The sequence below is a fragment of the Anoxybacillus flavithermus genome, assembly GCF_002742685.1.
GTDB classification, from domain to species: Bacteria; Bacillota; Bacilli; order Bacillales; family Anoxybacillaceae; genus Anoxybacillus; species Anoxybacillus flavithermus_E.
The window spans coordinates 32555-48751 of record NZ_PEDM01000004.1; the positions used below are offsets into that span (position 1 = coordinate 32555).

16 protein-coding genes are annotated in these 16197 nt (G+C 42.7%); 12 read left to right on the forward strand and 4 right to left on the reverse strand.

The window, feature by feature from the left end; translation table 11 throughout:
- Window positions 1–26 precede the first annotated feature (26 nt).
- The gene (locus CS060_RS03625) at window positions 27–698 is read right to left on the reverse strand and encodes an RsfA family transcriptional regulator (protein WP_099668695.1); all 672 of its coding nucleotides are present in this window, start codon (window positions 696–698) and stop codon (window positions 27–29) included.
- A 144-nt stretch (window positions 699–842) separates the two neighbouring features.
- Here CS060_RS03625 and CS060_RS03630 point away from each other — a divergent pair, with 144 nt between their 5' ends.
- From CS060_RS03630 to CS060_RS03640, 3 genes are all read left to right on the forward strand, one after another.
- Complete coding sequence (locus tag CS060_RS03630) at window positions 843–1067, forward strand: YuzB family protein (RefSeq protein WP_003397078.1); 225 nt, start codon at window positions 843–845, stop codon at window positions 1065–1067.
- A gap of 124 nt (window positions 1068–1191) precedes the next feature.
- On the forward strand, window positions 1192–2514 hold the full coding sequence (locus tag CS060_RS03635; RefSeq protein ID WP_099668696.1) for an HD domain-containing protein: 1323 nt from the start codon (window positions 1192–1194) through the stop codon (window positions 2512–2514).
- A gap of 12 nt (window positions 2515–2526) precedes the next feature.
- A complete protein-coding gene (locus CS060_RS03640) occupies window positions 2527–3039 on the forward strand; it encodes a YwgA family protein (RefSeq protein WP_099668697.1) in 513 nt (170 codons plus the stop codon).
- Window positions 3040–3049: 10 nt separating this feature from the next.
- On the opposite strand, the gene thmT is transcribed toward CS060_RS03640, so the two are convergent.
- Window positions 3050–3238 (reverse strand): 2-hydroxymuconate tautomerase, encoded by a 189-nt coding sequence (thmT, locus tag CS060_RS03645; RefSeq protein ID WP_003397075.1) that lies wholly within the window; start codon window positions 3236–3238, stop codon window positions 3050–3052.
- 130 nt (window positions 3239–3368) lie between these two features.
- On the opposite strand from thmT, the gene CS060_RS03650 reads away from it, so the two are divergent.
- Both CS060_RS03650 and CS060_RS03655 read left to right on the forward strand, forming a co-directional pair.
- Window positions 3369–4037: a site-2 protease family protein gene (locus tag CS060_RS03650; protein WP_035050303.1), complete on the forward strand. Its 669-nt coding sequence runs from the start codon at window positions 3369–3371 to the stop codon at window positions 4035–4037.
- A gap of 17 nt (window positions 4038–4054) precedes the next feature.
- Window positions 4055–4561: a YwhD family protein gene (locus CS060_RS03655; RefSeq protein ID WP_035050301.1), complete on the forward strand. Its 507-nt coding sequence runs from the start codon at window positions 4055–4057 to the stop codon at window positions 4559–4561.
- 138 nt (window positions 4562–4699) lie between these two features.
- On the opposite strand, the gene CS060_RS03660 is transcribed toward CS060_RS03655, so the two are convergent.
- Window positions 4700–6751, reverse strand: coding sequence for a transglycosylase domain-containing protein (locus CS060_RS03660; protein ID WP_099668698.1), 2052 nt, complete (start codon window positions 6749–6751; stop codon window positions 4700–4702).
- A 176-nt stretch (window positions 6752–6927) separates the two neighbouring features.
- On the opposite strand from CS060_RS03660, the gene speE reads away from it, so the two are divergent.
- From speE to argS, 5 genes are all read left to right on the forward strand, one after another.
- On the forward strand, window positions 6928–7755 hold the full coding sequence (speE, locus tag CS060_RS03665) for a polyamine aminopropyltransferase (RefSeq protein WP_035049327.1): 828 nt from the start codon (window positions 6928–6930) through the stop codon (window positions 7753–7755).
- 12 nt (window positions 7756–7767) lie between these two features.
- Complete coding sequence (speB, locus tag CS060_RS03670) at window positions 7768–8640, forward strand: agmatinase (protein WP_035049330.1); 873 nt, start codon at window positions 7768–7770, stop codon at window positions 8638–8640.
- A gap of 113 nt (window positions 8641–8753) precedes the next feature.
- The gene (locus tag CS060_RS03675; protein WP_035049331.1) at window positions 8754–9122 is read left to right on the forward strand and encodes a cytochrome-c oxidase; all 369 of its coding nucleotides are present in this window, start codon (window positions 8754–8756) and stop codon (window positions 9120–9122) included.
- Between the two features lie 90 nt (window positions 9123–9212).
- Entirely contained in the window at window positions 9213–9650 is a 438-nt protein-coding gene (locus tag CS060_RS03680; protein ID WP_035049333.1) for a YwiB family protein, read from the forward strand.
- Complete coding sequence (gene argS / locus CS060_RS03685) at window positions 9647–11317, forward strand: arginine--tRNA ligase (RefSeq protein WP_035049336.1); 1671 nt, start codon at window positions 9647–9649, stop codon at window positions 11315–11317. Before CS060_RS03680 ends, argS begins: the two co-directional genes overlap by 4 nt.
- Before the next feature lie 119 nt (window positions 11318–11436).
- Here the strand turns inward: argS and cls are convergent, their stop codons facing one another.
- Window positions 11437–12615, reverse strand: a complete 1179-nt coding sequence (gene cls, locus CS060_RS03690; protein ID WP_035049339.1) for a cardiolipin synthase — start codon at window positions 12613–12615, stop codon at window positions 11437–11439.
- An 87-nt stretch (window positions 12616–12702) separates the two neighbouring features.
- Between cls and CS060_RS03695 the strand changes: the two genes are divergently transcribed.
- Both CS060_RS03695 and CS060_RS03700 read left to right on the forward strand, forming a co-directional pair.
- The gene (locus CS060_RS03695) at window positions 12703–14841 is read left to right on the forward strand and encodes a (Fe-S)-binding protein (protein ID WP_099668699.1); all 2139 of its coding nucleotides are present in this window, start codon (window positions 12703–12705) and stop codon (window positions 14839–14841) included.
- A 166-nt stretch (window positions 14842–15007) separates the two neighbouring features.
- A complete protein-coding gene (locus tag CS060_RS03700; protein WP_035049343.1) occupies window positions 15008–16189 on the forward strand; it encodes an acetyl-CoA C-acetyltransferase in 1182 nt (393 codons plus the stop codon).
- Window positions 16190–16197 lie beyond the last annotated feature (8 nt).

Sequence of the window (16197 nt, forward strand, 5' to 3'; positions counted from 1 at the left end):
AAAAGCTGTCCGATGCGACAGCTTTTTTACTCGGCAATCTTTTCGATTTTTTCTAAGTTTCCGTTGCGATCCATTTTGAAAATCGGTGGCTTAAACTCATCTTCTGAAATTTCGATTTGTCTTGCCCGATTAATGATTCGGGCCATCGTTCCGTAATCTTCGCGCAATTCTTCATTTTCCTTTTGTAATTTTGTAAATTGTTGTTCTAGTTGTTTATATTGTTGTTGTAGTTGTTCGAGCTCAAGCTTCAGTTGTTTATTTTCCACTAGCGCTGTTTCTTGACCGATGTACGATTGCTTTAAAGAATGTAAAAAAGCAATGACATGGTCAAGCGTTAAATGATTTGTCTCAACATGCTCATATTCATTTGTTTGCACTTCTAACGGTTCCATTCCTAATTCTTCAAGCGAAGGTACAGGAGGTGTATAGAGCGGCCGTTTTCGCAAAGCATGTTTATTTCCGAGTGCGCGTTGCCGTTGTTTACGGAACTTTTTCGCCATTTGTAACGATTCTTCGTATTGTTGGCGAACGACCGCATTCCAGCGAAACCCGCATGCAGCAGACGTACGATTTAATTTATCGCCCACTTCTTCAAACGCATTTAATTGCGTGCTCCCTTCGCGCACATGGCGTAGCACCGTTTCAGCTAGCAATAAATCTTCTTCTTCAGTCCAAGCATCTTGTCGTTTTTTTGTCATGAAAAAACTCCTTTCGCATTCTTTTACTTTCATAATCACCAAAAAACGAGAAATATATACTATTTTTCAAAGGAAATAGATGCAGCTTGCATTGTTCGCTTATACGCGTTAGAATACTCGTTAGCGAAAAGGAGTGAGGACGGTATGCAAAATGAATTTCGCGTCTGTGACGACTGTCAAGCAACGAATTTAAAAACGTTGTTGCCAAGGTTAAAAAAATTAGACCCGAACGCAACAATTGAAATTGGCTGCCAATCGTATTGCGGTCCAGGTCGAAAAAAAGTGTTTGCGTTCGTCAACAATCGACCTGTATCAGCGATGACGGAAGATGAATTAATTGAAAAGATTGCTGCGAAGTTGAAAAAATAAGGTGGCTGTCACCGATCAAGGGGCATTCTATGTGAGGGGAATGCCTTTTTTGTTTGATTTTGGTACATGTCATTGAAGGAAGTCTTTGTTTTTTTCATAGAACGCTCTATAATAAAGCTATGTTATGAACGGAAGAGAGGGAGAAGGATTGTACCTCAATGAAAAATTAAGCGAAGAGAAAGTGTTTAAAGATCCGGTGCATCGGTATGTGCATGTGCGAGATAAAGTCGTTTGGGATTTAATTGGCACAAAAGAATTTCAACGGTTGCGCCGCATTAAACAGCTCGGTACGACGTATTTGACGTTTCACGGCGCGGAGCATAGTCGCTTTAATCATTCGCTTGGTGTCTATGAAATTGTCCGTCGCATCGTTGACGATGTGTTTGCTGGTCGACCGGATTGGGATGAAAACGAGCGCTTGCTTTGTTTATGCGCTGCGCTTTTGCACGATTTAGGACATGGACCGTTTTCGCATTCGTTTGAGAAAGTGTTTCATCTTGATCATGAACAATTTACCCGCGCAATTATTTTAGGTGATACGGAAGTGAACGAGGTGCTTCGTCGTGTATCGTTTGATTTTCCGAAAAAGGTTGCGGAAGTGATTGCGAAGACGTACGAAAATAAGCTTGTCGTTAGTCTCATTTCAAGCCAAATTGACGCCGATCGTATGGACTATTTATTGCGCGATGCATACTATACAGGCGTCAGCTATGGGCATTTTGATATGGAACGCATTTTGCGAGTGATGCGTCCGCGCGAAGAACAAGTCGTCATTAAACGAAGCGGCATGCACGCGGTAGAAGACTATATTATGAGCCGATATCAAATGTATTGGCAAGTATATTTCCATCCTGTCACGCGTAGTGCCGAAGTTATTTTAACGAAAATTTTGCACCGTGCGAAACATTTATATTTAGCTGGTTATACATTTCAAACACCTCCTGTTCATTTCCAATCTCTTTTTTATGGAAATATGCAACTAGAAGACTACTTGAAACTAGATGAAGCAGTAACATTATATTATTTTCAACAATGGCAAGATGAGCAAGATCCGATTTTAAGCGATTTATGTCGTCGCTTTATGAATCGCAATTTATTTAAATACGTCGAATTTCAACCGACGAACGAGGAAATGAAAAAGCTAGTGGAATTGACGACGTTGTTTAAAAAGGCAGGCATCGACCCGAACTATTATTTAGTCGTTGACTCTTCATCCGATCTTCCGTACGACTTTTATCGTCCTGGGGAAGAAGAGGAGAGGCTTCCGATTTATTTGTTAATGCCGAATGGGGAGTTGCGTGAATTATCGCGGGAATCGACAATTGTTGATGCGATTTCCGGGAAGCGTCGCACCGATCATAAATTATATTTTCCGCAAGATTTTCTTGACGACTTATCGACAAAACGAAACATAAAGAAAAAAATTAAGGAACTTTTATATGAATAGGAGATGGGGACATTGCTTTTCGAGCATGCGAAAATAATGAAAGCATTAGCGGCAGTTGGGGAGATTGTGGGGCGAAAAAAACTACAAAAAATGATTTACATTGCGAAGAAGATGAAGTTTCCTTTTTATGAAAAGTTTGATTTTCATTTTTACGGTCCGTATTCAGAAGAACTGACGTTGCGCATTGAAGAGTTATGTAACGTCGGATTTTTGCAAGAAATGAAAGAGAAAAAGGGCGGATATTATCAATATCGCTATGCGTTGACGGAAGCAGGCGAGCAGTTTTTAACACATTACCATTTGGACATGCCTGACTTAGACGTTTGCTTGCGCAGTTTAAATGAACAAAGTGCAAGATTTTTAGAGCTAGTTTCGACAATTTTATATTTTGAAGATTTAAGTAAAGATGAAGTGAAAGAAAAAGTATTTACATTAAAAAGCAAACAACGATACACGGAGGAAGAAGTGGAAGAAGCGTATCGTTACATCGAGCAGTTATGCGAACAAGCGTACATAAAAAGCTGACCCTCAACGGTCAGCTTTCGTCGCTTAATCGCTTGCCGCCAATGGCATAATGATTTTTCGACATCTCTTCAATAAAAACGACAATTTTTTCTTTCGGTGCACCTGTCGTTTCCGCAACGGCTTCTGTCACTTTTTCAACGAGCGCTCGTTTTTGTTCTTCGGTGCGCCCTTCAAGCATTTTCACTGTTACATATGGCATGGCGATCGCCCCTTTCTTCTTTATTCGCCAATCGTTATTATATCACGCATTGACCGTTATCAGTAGTGCTTTGGCTTGTTTTTCGTGTATAATATCAAAAAATAAAAAAAGTTTGAAAAGGAGAAGGAACGTGGATCAATTTTTAGCATATCCGCTTCGGGAAATACCGTATGTTCTATTAGCACTTGCGCTTGCGTTTTCTGTCCATGAGTTTGCGCACGCATACGTGGCGTATAAATTTGGTGATCCAACGGCAAAACAACAAGGGAGACTAACGTTGTCGCCGCTCGCTCATTTAGACATATTAGGGACATTGCTTATTTTTATCGCTGGGTTCGGTTGGGCGCGTCCGGTACCAGTCAATCGGGGCAATTTTCGTCACCCGCGTCTTGCGGGCGTTCTCGTTTCTGCGGCTGGCCCGCTCAGCAATTTGTTGCTTGCGGCTATCGGTTTCGCTTTATGGTATGCGATGATTCGCATCGGCATATTTGATTTTATTCCGATATGGTTTCGTGATGGATTGTATCAGTTTTTTGAAATTTATATCGGACTGAATATTTTATTGTTCGTTTTTAACTTATTGCCTTTTCCGCCGCTTGATGGATATCGCATCATCGAAGATTTAGCACCGATGCATGTGCGCGCGAAAATGACGCAATTTGAAAAATACGGAGCGCTCATTTTTTTAATTCTTATTTTTACGCCATTAGATCAATATACGATTCAGCCAATTTTCCATGTAGCTATTCCAACAGTTGCCCAATGGCTACAAGACGTATTTTCAACGCTTATTTTGTAAAGAAAGGATGAACGATCGTGGAAGAGAAAAAAAAGCCGATGTTTAACATTATTAAAAAAGAGCCAAAAGTGCACGGAACGTTTGGAACAGGGGTGCTCAGTTTATCAAACGTTTCTCCAGTCATTATTGACGTTGAAGCAGGTGAAGCATTTATTGATATGGGGGCGATGCATGCGCGCAGCGTCGTAGAAAAAGGCATTAAATTCACACCGCATCGCGATGAAGTGCCAAACGGAAAGCCGTATTGGCTCGTTTGGGTGACGATTGATCATGCGGAAGAAGGCCCATATTATGCGGGAGTGACAGCGTGTGAAATGACGGTTGATCGTGAAGCGCGCCGCGGGTATAAATCGCTTCCTGAGCACGTCAATCGCATGGACAAATCGTTAAAGCGCCATATTATTGTTGACCATATGGATGAGCGGTCAAAAAAAGTATTAGCTTCATTTTTACAACAACATAACCGCGACATGTGGGAACGCTCAAGCGAGGAATTAAAACGAAAGCTTCAAAATCATGGATAAAATGTGACGGTTTTGTGAACGAAAACATGTCAATACTTGTCGTTGAGTGGGAAAAGGAGTAAACTAGAAGTACAAATGTAACACATGATAAAACTAGGACGCATAAACGCCCAAGCATACTCGCTTGGGCGTTTATGTTTAAAACCAATCAAACAATCGCTTCAACCACGAATCTTTTTCTTTTTGTTTTTTCTTCTTTTTCTTTTCTATTGGATGGTCTTTGCAGTAGTCGGTCGGCTCTGTGCCAACGACATAGTAGCTTAACCGTTTGATCGGACAAGCTGTTGTCGCAAGTTTTCCGCTATGAGGATCGACATATACGCCAATCACGCCTTCTGGCGGTTCAAATGTCGCGACCTTTCTTCCGCGTAAACTATCTTCCATAAAACTGACCCAAATATGTTTTGCGTATTGCTTTTCATCTGTGCGATCAATCGTTTCATCTCGGTCATATCCTGTCCAGATGGCTGTGACGAGCTGCGGCGTATAACCAATCATCCAACTATCTGTTTTCGTCGTTCCTGATTTTCCGGCGTACGGGCGAGTCATGCGCGATATAATCGATTGCCCTGTCACCGAAGCATAGTCATTTAACGTTGGATCAAACATGCCGGTCATTAAATGTGTCGTCACAAAAGCGAGTGCGGGATCGAGTATTTGTTCATCGCTTGATTGTTGTTCGTATAGCACTTTTCCTTCATAGTTTGTCACTTTTTTAATAAATACAGGTTCGACCTTTTTTCCACCGTTGGCGATGATGCTGTAGGCGCGAGCCATATCAATGACTTTCACAGGTGACGTACCTAAAGCAAGCGACGGCACTTGTTTCAATGGGCTTGTGATACCGAGTTGTTTGGCAATGGCCACAAGCTTGTCTTGTCCAAGCAGCAAATGCGTTTTCACCGCATAAACGTTATCCGAAAGAGCAATCGCTTGGGCAAGTGTAATCGTATCGTTTGCGTAATAGTTGTTAAAGTTGCGCGGTGTATATGTCGAACCGTCTTCAAGTGTAAACGTCGTTGGTTCGCTACGCAATTGCGTCGATGGAGTAAATCCATGTTGTAGCGCGACATAATATAAAAACGGCTTAAACGTGGAACCAGGTTGACGTTTTGCTTGTGTCGCCCGATTAAATGGGCTTTTTTCATAGTCACGTCCTCCGACAAGCGCTTTTATTTCGCCTGTTTTCGGCTCCATTGCCACAAGCGCTACTTGAATGTTAGATTGCGAATGAATTGTTTCTTTTACTTTTGCTTCTGCGATCGCTTGCATGTCCACATCGAGTGTCGTATATACGCGCAATCCGCCCATTTCAATCGTTTCTTCATCAAGTTTAAGCACAGTTTTTAACATATGCTTGACGGCGTCTTGAAAATATGGGGCAATCGTTTTTGTTTTCATTTGTTGTCCATTTGAAAAGTAAAGTGGTTCGTTTTCCGCTTGTTTTGCTTCTTCTTTCGATAAAAATTTCGCCTCAACCATTGAATGTAAAACGATGCGTTGCCGTTTTTTTGCTCGCTCCATATCGACAAGCGGGGAATAGTAGCTCGGTCCTTTCGGGATCCCAGCAAGCATCGCCGCTTCTGCCACCGTCAATTCACGGGCGGATTTCCCGAAATAAAAATTTGCAGCTGCCTCAATTCCGTATACGCCATGTCCGTAGTAAATCGTGTTTAAATATCCTTCTAAAATATCACGTTTATCGTAGTTCGCTTCTAGTCGAATCGTATATAGTGCCTCTTGGATTTTCCGCCACCATGTCTTTTCATAACTTAAAAATAAGTTGCGGGCATATTGTTGGGTAATCGTGCTTGCTCCTTGCACTTTTTTCATCGCTTTAATATCTGCAACGATCGCCCCAGCGATGCGTTTCAAGTCGAAACCGTAGTGATCAAAAAACTTCCGATCTTCTATCGCGATCGTCGCCTCAATGGCGTGTTGAGACATGTCGGATAATTTTATCCAATATCTTTTTCCTCCGTAATGATTTTCACCAATTTTCGTTCCGTCTTCTGCATAAAAAATCGTGGATTGCGGAACGGCTAAAGGGGGAGGGCCTTGCCACTTTGCAAATATAATAAGTCCGGCGATCGTGAGCGTGCATAAAAGGCTAGCCACAAAAGCGAGCCAAAGAAAGAGCCGCATATATTTAAATGTTCGTTTCCATCGTTCGATGGCAATCGTCTCCATAGCCATCACCTCATTTTTTACGTTTAAAATTAGTATGAAAACATTTTTATTTTTTTAAACGTTTTCTAGCAATTTTTACTTGAAATTTTGCTAGATTGCTCTATACTTTTTCATGTTTAGCATTTTATTTTTTTGGGCATGATAAGCGGTGCATTATTGACGAAAGGGTGTTCAATATGGAACTTTGGTTTACTGAAAAACAGACGGACAGCTTTGGGATTACAGCACGAATTAAACGCACTTTACATACAGAGCAAACGGAATTTCAAAAGCTCGATATGGTCGAAACAGAACAATTCGGGAACATGCTTATTTTAGACGGAATGGTGATGACAACGCAAAAAGATGAGTTCGTCTATCATGAAATGGTTGCGCACGTTCCGTTATTCACGCATCCGAATCCAGAAAACGTTCTTGTTGTTGGTGGCGGAGACGGCGGTGTCATTCGTGAAGTGTTAAAACATCCAAGCGTGAAAAAAGCGACACTCGTTGAAATTGACGGCAAAGTGATCGAGTATTCGAAAAAATATTTACCAGAAATCGCAGGTCAATTGGATGATCCACGTGTTGAAGTGAAAGTGGACGACGGCTTTATGCACATTGCGCAAAGCGAAAACGAATACGATGTCATTATGGTTGACTCGACAGAGCCAGTCGGCCCAGCGGTGAATTTATTTACAAAAGGGTTTTATGCGGGCATTGCGAAAGCGTTAAAAGAAGACGGTATTTTTGTCGCGCAAACAGACAACCCTTGGTTTAAAGCAGATTTAATTCGCACTGTTCAACGCGATGTACGCGAAATTTTCCCAATTACACGTCTATATATCGCAAACATCCCGACGTATCCGAGCGGCATGTGGACGTTTACGCTCGGTTCGAAAAAATATGATCCGCTTGAAGTAAGCGAAGAGCGCTTCCACGACATCGAAACGAAATATTATACAAGACAGCTTCATAAAGCGTGCTTCGTATTGCCGAAGTTTGTTGAAGACTTAGTAAAGTAAGGAGAGAAAACGATGCGATTTGATGAAGCGTATTCTGGCAACGTATTTATTAAAAGCCATCCAAATTTTGAAGAAAGCCAAGCGGTTATTTATGGGATGCCAATGGACTGGACAGTCAGCTATCGCCCAGGCTCTCGCTTCGGTCCAGCGCGCATTCGCGAAGTGTCGATTGGGCTTGAGGAATACAGCCCATACTTAGACCGTGAGCTCGATGAAGTGAAATATTTTGATGCGGGTGACATTCCTTTACCATTCGGTAATGCGCAACGCAGTTTAGATATGATTGAACAGTTTGTCGATCGCATATTGGAAGCGGGAAAATTTCCGCTCGGTCTCGGCGGAGAGCATTTAGTGTCTTGGCCAGTCATGAAGGCAGTATATAAAAAGTATCCCGATTTAGCGATTATTCATATGGATGCGCACACAGATTTACGCGAGCATTATGAAGGCGAGCCGTTGTCGCATTCTACGCCAATTCGTAAAATTGCGGAACTCATTGGACCGAAAAATGTATATTCTTTCGGCATTCGTTCAGGAATGAAAGAAGAATTTGAATGGGCAAAAGAAAACGGCATGTATATTGCGAAATTTGACGTACTTGAGCCGTTAAAAGAAGTGCTTCCAACGCTTGCAGGCCGCCCGGTATATGTCACGATCGACATTGACGTATTAGATCCAGCGCATGCGCCAGGAACGGGAACGGTCGATGCTGGCGGCATTACGTCAAAAGAGCTATTAGCTGCCATTCACGCGATCGCTCGTTCCGACGTGCGCGTTGTCGGAGCAGATTTAGTTGAAGTTGCACCTGTGTATGACCATTCTGAACAAACAGCCAACACAGCAAGCAAGCTTGTACGCGAAATGCTTCTCGGTTGGGTCAAATAAAGACAAAAATCCCTGTCGGTGAGATAGGGATTTTTTTTCATAAAAGTATTGCCAACGTCATACATTGAAAGTAACATTTACATAGTGTCAATATTGGAAAGGAGGTGAGAAAAATGGGCATTCGATTAATTAAAATTTCTGCTGTTTATTTCGCAATCGGTGTCTGTTTAGGGCTTTATATGTCGATGACACACGTTTTTACATTTACACCTGTTCACGTCCATATTAACTTGCTCGGTTGGACGGCTTTGACGCTTGCTGGCATTTTATATCATTTATTCCCTCATATTGCGGAAACGAAAACAGCGAAAGCACATTTTTGGTTTCATAACATCGGATTACCAGCGATGATGATCGGCTTAGCGTTTGTCGTCTCTGGAAATGAAGCATTCATTCCGTTGACAGCAATCGGAGGTACTCTTGTGACGCTCGCTGTGCTCGTGTTTGCATGGAATGTAGTAAAAAACTTAAAGCAGGTATAATATGTTAGGCGGTCTCTAAAAAGAGGCCGCCTATTGCATGTATGCGCCTCTTTTTCTATACTTAACTACAGTCACAACAACAGCGAGGATGTGGGGAAGGTGAACGGAATACCGATACGACTAAAGCAAGTGACGGAAATTCGTGATGGCGCGCGAAAAGAAATTGTTGTCATCGAGGCAAATGGTTTATACTACTTAAAAGGAGATGCGACGTATGTGACGTTTGAAGAGACGCATGAAGGAGAAACGATTAAAAACGTCGTAAAAATCGCCAATGATGAAGTTGTCGTGCTTCGCTCTGGGGCCATTTCGATGCGCCATACGTTTCGTAAACAGTCGGAAACGATCGGCACGTACGAAAGTCCAGTGGCGCGCTGGGAAATGAAAACAAAAACAGAACAAGTATTGTATCAGTATAACGAGAAAACGAAAAAAGGACAGTTGTTTTTTTCTTACATACTTCACTTATCAGGCAAACATGTCGGTCGTCATGCCGTGACGATTTCGTTTAAGGAGGCAAAAAAATGAATATTGTTGAACAAATGAAGCAAAAATTAAAAGAAGAAATTAAAGAAGCAGTCATTCGCTCAGGAGTGGCGACGGAGACAGACGTTCCAAACGTCATTTTAGAGACGCCGAAAGATAAAGCGCACGGCGATTATTCAACAAACGTTGCGATGCAACTCGCGCGCGTTGCGAAAAAGGCACCACGTATGATTGCCGAAGACATTGTTCGGCATTTTCACGGGGAAGCCGTGTTCGTTCAAAAAGTGGACATTGCTGGACCAGGGTTTATTAACTTTTACATGGATAATCGTTATTTGACTGAGCTCGTTCCGGCCATTTTACAAGCAGGGGACGCATACGGTGAAACAAACGTCGGTCAAGGTCAAAAAGTGCAGGTTGAGTTCGTCTCCGCAAATCCGACAGGTAGTTTACATTTAGGACATGCCCGTGGAGCGGCGGTTGGTGATTCGTTGTGTAATATTTTGGAAAAATCAGGTTTTAATGTCACTCGTGAATATTACATTAACGATGCTGGCAATCAAATTGCCAATTTAGCCAAGTCGGTCGAAGCGCGTTATTTTCAAGCACTTGGTATCGATAAGGATATGCCAGAAGACGGATATTTCGGTGAAGATATTATTGAACTAGGGAAAAAGTTAGCGGAAGAACATGGTGACAAGTTTGTCACACTCGATGAACAAGAGCGACTGCAACAATTTCGTGAGTATGGACTAGCGTTTGAAATGGATAAAATAAAAAAAGACTTAGCCGACTTCCGCGTCACGTTTGACGTATGGTATTCGGAAACGTCTCTTTACCATAACGGAAAAATCGAAAAGGCGCTTGAAACGTTGCGCGAAAGAGGACATATTTATGAACAAGACGGTGCGACATGGTTCCGCTCGACGACATTCGGTGACGACAAAGACCGCGTACTTATTAAACAAGATGGTACGTACACATATTTATTACCAGATATCGCATATCATCAAGATAAACTTGAGCGTGGGTTTGAAAAAGTGATTAACATTTGGGGCGCGGACCATCACGGCTACATTCCGCGTATGAAGGCGGCGATCGCTGCGCTCGGATACGACCCTGATGTATTAGAAGTTGAAATTATTCAGCTCGTCAGCTTATATCAAAACGGTGAAAAAGTGCGTATGAGTAAGCGGACAGGAAAGGCTGTTACGCTGCGCGACTTAATGGAAGAAGTCGGATTAGATGCGACGCGTTATTTCTTCGCGATGCGTTCATCGGATACGCATTTAGATTTCGATATGGACTTAGCGGTGTCGCAATCGAATGAAAACCCTGTGTACTATGCGCAATATGCCCATGCGCGCGTATGCAGCATGCTTCGTCAAGGAGAAGAACAAGGGTTATCTTATGATGGTGACCTCTCTTTCACGTACGAATTAGCAGAAAAAGAAATAGACTTATTGAAAAAACTCGGGGAGTTTCCTTCCGCCGTGGCAGAAGCAGCCGTGAAACGTTCACCACATCGCATGACGAACTACATTTTTGATCTTGCGTCTGCGTTGCATAGTTTTTACAATGCGGAAAAAGTGCTTGATGCAACGAACGTGGAAAAAAGCCGTGCTCGCCTAGCGCTCATGAAAGCGGTGCAAATTACATTAAAAAATGCTTTAGCGCTTGTCGGTGTACACGCACCGGAAAAAATGTAATACGAAAGAGGGTGTCCCCAATAGGGCACCCTTTGTCATACTATATATGTGCACGAAACATCTTTGTGAAACTATATATTGTCTCTTTCGTGGAGAAAGGCTTTTGAGTCAGCCCCTTTTTACAATAATGGGGCCATCATTGTCGCGGTGGCTTCTTTTAGGCGTTGAAACCATGTTTGTTTGCGGAAATATTCCGCTGTCAACAACGTCGCTGTGTCGATATCGTGGGCGATTGTTTGTTTCACATGTTGAATAAACGGTTTGTCATATATGTAACAATTCATTTCGTAGTTGATAAACAAACTGCGATGATCGAAATTCGCTGTGCCGATATCACATATGTCATCATCAATGACGATCACTTTTGCATGGTAAAACCCATTGTAAAACTGATAAATATGAGCGCCTGCATGAAGAAGTTGACGAAAATAAGGAAATGAAGCTTCTTTCACAAACGGATGATCGGCTTGAATCGGTGCGATAATCGTTAGTTGAACCCCACGTTTCATCGCTTTCAAAAGAGCGTGCATCAATTTTTGGCTCGGAATGAAGTATGGAGTACCGATTAAAATTTCTCTCTTCGCTTGTTCGATCAGTTGAATAAACTCATCCTCTAAATATGCTCCATCTGTCGGAAGAAAGCGGTGTTTGACCGTTCCCTTTTCAAGAGATGGAAAATACCGTTCATCATCTCCAAACGATTGCCCAGTCGCTTTTTTCCAATCTTCTTGAAACTGTCGTTGTAAATCATGGACTCCTTCTCCTATGATTTTCAAATGATAGTCTCGCCAATGGCCAAACTTCGGATCTTGACCAATATATTCTTTTCCGATGTTAAACCCGCCTAAATAGCCGATTTTCCCATCAATGACCGTAATTTTTCGATGATTTCGTTCGTTTAATTTGTAGAAAAAAAACGGCAATGTCGGACGGTTCGCGAAGGCAAATTGCCCGCTTTTTTGTCGGAGGGAAGCCGATAACCCGAAACTGCCAACCCAATCGACGAGCAGACGCACTTCTACCCCTTCATTTACTTTTTGTTCAAGTAAAGAAAAAAATCGCTGCCCGATTTCATCATCGCGTACGATGTAAAATAAAATGTGAATATGATGTTTCGCTCGTTCTAGTTGCGCAAAATAGTCTTCAAACAACGTTTCGCCCGTCGTAAATAGCGTGATGTCACTTTGACGCTCGACGCCGATTTTTTTTCGTGCTACTGCTTTTGACACTTTGTTGCCCCATTTATAATCGAGCAAAAGAAGAAACAATAAAATGATGACAATCATGAGCCAGCGCATGCCCCCACTCCTTTCGTTGTTGTAGTTTTCCCAAAAAGAAAATAAAAAATGAGAAAAAATATTGACTGAATGCTCATTCATTATATAATGAAAGTAAGTTTGTTCAGAAAATTTATTTTATTTTTACAACAAAGGGGGAAGGGTATCGTGCTTTGGTTGAACTGGATTGCTTTTTTGCTTGTGACAGCGTACGCGGTTCATTTATTTGTTTATCTCGTGAAAACGCGCATTGCGTATATTAAACTAGGGAAAAAAGTAGAGTTTGATGGAAAAGTAAAAGAGCGTCTGCAAAACATATGGGTGAACGTCTTTGGGCAAAAAAAGCTGTTAAAAGATAAAAAAAGCGGTATCATTCATGTCATGTTTTTTTACGGTTTTATTCTCGTTCAGTTCGGAGCGATTGACTTTATCATTAAGGGACTTGTACCGGGAGCGCACTTGCCGCTCGGACCGCTTTATCCAGCGTTTACGTTTTTCCAAGAAATTGTCACATTGCTTATTTTAGTGGCGGTATTATGGGCGTTTTATCGCCGTTACATCGAAAAGCTCGTCCGTTTAAAACGCGATTTTAAAGCAGGGCTTGTCCTTATTTTTATCGGCGGACTTATGCTTTCCGTGCTGTTTGGAAACGGTATGGGGCGCATTTGGCATAACGAAGGACCATCATGGAGCGAACCTGTCGCTTCTGCGATTGCCCTTGCGTTTAGTTGGGTAGGAGAAGCAGGGGCAGCGGTGTTGTTTTTTGTTGCTTGGTGGGTGCACTTGCTTATTTTATTAACGTTTTTAGTGTACGTGCCACAATCGAAACATGCGCATTTAATCGCTGGACCAGTCAACGTCTTTTTTAGTCGGTTAACGAGACCGAAGCTTGAGAAAATCAACTTTGAAGATGAAACACAAGAATCGTTTGGTGTTGGGAAAATTGAAGACTTTAAGCAAACGCAACTCATCGATTTATATGCGTGTGTCGAGTGCGGGCGCTGTACGAACATGTGTCCAGCAACGGGGACAGGGAAAATGTTATCACCGATGGATCTTATTTTAAAATTGCGTGACCATTTAACTGAAAAGGGCGCAGCCATTACATCGAAAGCTCCTTGGGTGCCAACGTTTGCGTTTGCGAACACAAAAGGAAACCAGCTCGCTTTTATGGCACAAGGAATGCAAGAACAAGCCGCAACGATCGAAATGCCGAACTTAATTGGCGATGTTATTACGGAAGAAGAAATTTGGGCATGTACGACGTGCCGCAACTGTGAAGACCAATGTCCGGTTATGAATGAACATGTCGATAAAATTATTGATTTACGTCGTTACCTCGTATTAACAGAAGGAAAGTTAAACCCAGATGCACAGCGTGCGATGACAAATATCGAACGTCAAGGAAATCCATGGGGACTGAATCGCAAAGAAAAAGAAAATTGGCGCGAGTTGCGTGAAGATGTACGCATTCCGACAGTAAAGGAAATGCAAAAAGCAGGGGAAGGATTCGAATATTTATTCTGGGTCGGCTCGATGGGTTCATTCGATAACCGAAGCCAAAAAATTGCGTTAGCTTTTGCGCGCCTATTAAACGAGGCGGGGGTAAAATTTGCGATTTTAGGAAACAAGGAGAAAAACTCTGGCGATACGCCGCGTCGTTTAGGAAACGAATTTTTATTCCAAGAACTAGCGACCGCAAACATTGCCGAATTCGAAAAAGCGGGCGTGAAAAAAATTGTGACGATTGACCCGCATGCGTACAACACATTCAAAAATGAATATCCGGATTTCGGCTTTGAAGCGGAAGTATATCACCATACAGAGTTACTAGCAAAGCTTGTTGAAGAAGGCCGTCTTGTCCCGAAATATGAAGTAAACGAAATCGTGACATTCCACGATTCATGTTATTTAGGTCGATATAACGACGTATACGATGCACCGCGTCAAATTTTGAAAGCGATTCCGGGTGTGAAGCTCGTCGAAATGGCACGTCATCGCGAAACAGGCATGTGTTGCGGTGCAGGTGGCGGATTAATGTGGATGGAAGAAACGACAGGCACACGCATTAACGTGGCGCGAACAGAACAGGCGCTTGAAGTGAATCCAACAGTTATTAGCTCTGGCTGTCCGTACTGTTTAACAATGTTATCAGACGGAACGAAAGCAAAAGAAGTGGAGGAAAAAGTCGGCACGTATGATGTTGCTGAGCTGTTAGAAAAGGCGGTATTTGGATCTGTTCATTAAAAAATTCTAAAAAAAATAAATAGTTTTATTTTTAAGATATTTTCAGTATAATGAAAACAACAGGAAGGTGTACGGTTTCGTGCGCCTTCTTTGCCCGTAAATTGTTGAACGAGCGTTCGCTCAATATTTTTGAAAGGGCTTTCTTATGACGAAAAGGGGGAGAAATATGGGAAAAACGGTCATTGTTAGTGGGGTACGCACGCCATTTGGAAAATTCGGTGGCAGTTTAAGTTCATTTAGCGCCGCACAGCTTGGAGGCATGGCGATCAAAGAGGCGCTCGTGCGTGCAAACGTTCGTGCAGAAGATGTCGATGAAGTCGTATTTGGCACTGTATTGCAAGGTGGACAAGGGCAACTGCCGTCGCGACAAGCGGCAAGAGAAGCGGGAATTCCGTGGGAGACGAAAACAGAAACGATTAATAAAGTATGCGCCTCAGGGATGCGCAGCGTCACGCTCGGTGATCAAATCATTCGTGCTGGGGATGCCGATGTGATCGTTGCGGGTGGAATGGAATCGATGAGCAATGCGCCGTATATATTACCGAAAGCACGTTGGGGATTGCGCATGGGCGATTCAACGGTAAAAGATTTAATGGTATATGACGGATTAACATGCAGCTTTACAGGTGTGCATATGGGCATTTATGGAAGTGAAACAGCGAAAGAATTAGGTATTACGCGCGAAGAGCAAGACCGTTGGGCGTATCGCAGCCATCAATTAGCGATTGCGGCGATCGAAAGCGGAAAGCTGGCAGAAGAAATCGTCCCTGTTGCCATTCCGCAACGAAAAGGAGAGCCGATCACGGTAGCGATTGATGAATCGCCACGAAAAGATACATCGCTTGAAAAATTAGCGAAACTCGCGCCCGTGTTTGATCCAACAGGCACGATCACAGCAGGCAATGCGCCGGGTGTAAACGATGGAGCAGCCGCACTCGTATTAATGAGCGAAGAACGAGCACAAAAAGAAGGTCTTACTCCACTTGCGACAATTGTTGCTCATACGGCGATTGCGATTGAAGCAAAAGATTTTCCGAAAACGCCAGGCATTGTTATCAATGAGTTGTTGCGCAAAACAGGAAAAACCGTACATGACATTGATTTATTTGAAATTAACGAAGCGTTCGCTGCTGTCGCTTTAGCAAGCATGAAAATTGCTGATTTGCCAGAAGAAAAAGTGAACGTCAACGGTGGCGCCATTGCGCTCGGGCATCCGATCGGTGCAAGCGGTGCGCGCATTATTATTACGTTAATTCATGAATTAAAACGCCGTGGTGGCGGCACGGGCATTGCAGCTATTTGCAGCGGCGGCGGTCAAGGCGACGCAATTATGATTGAAGTTCATTAATGGGGGAT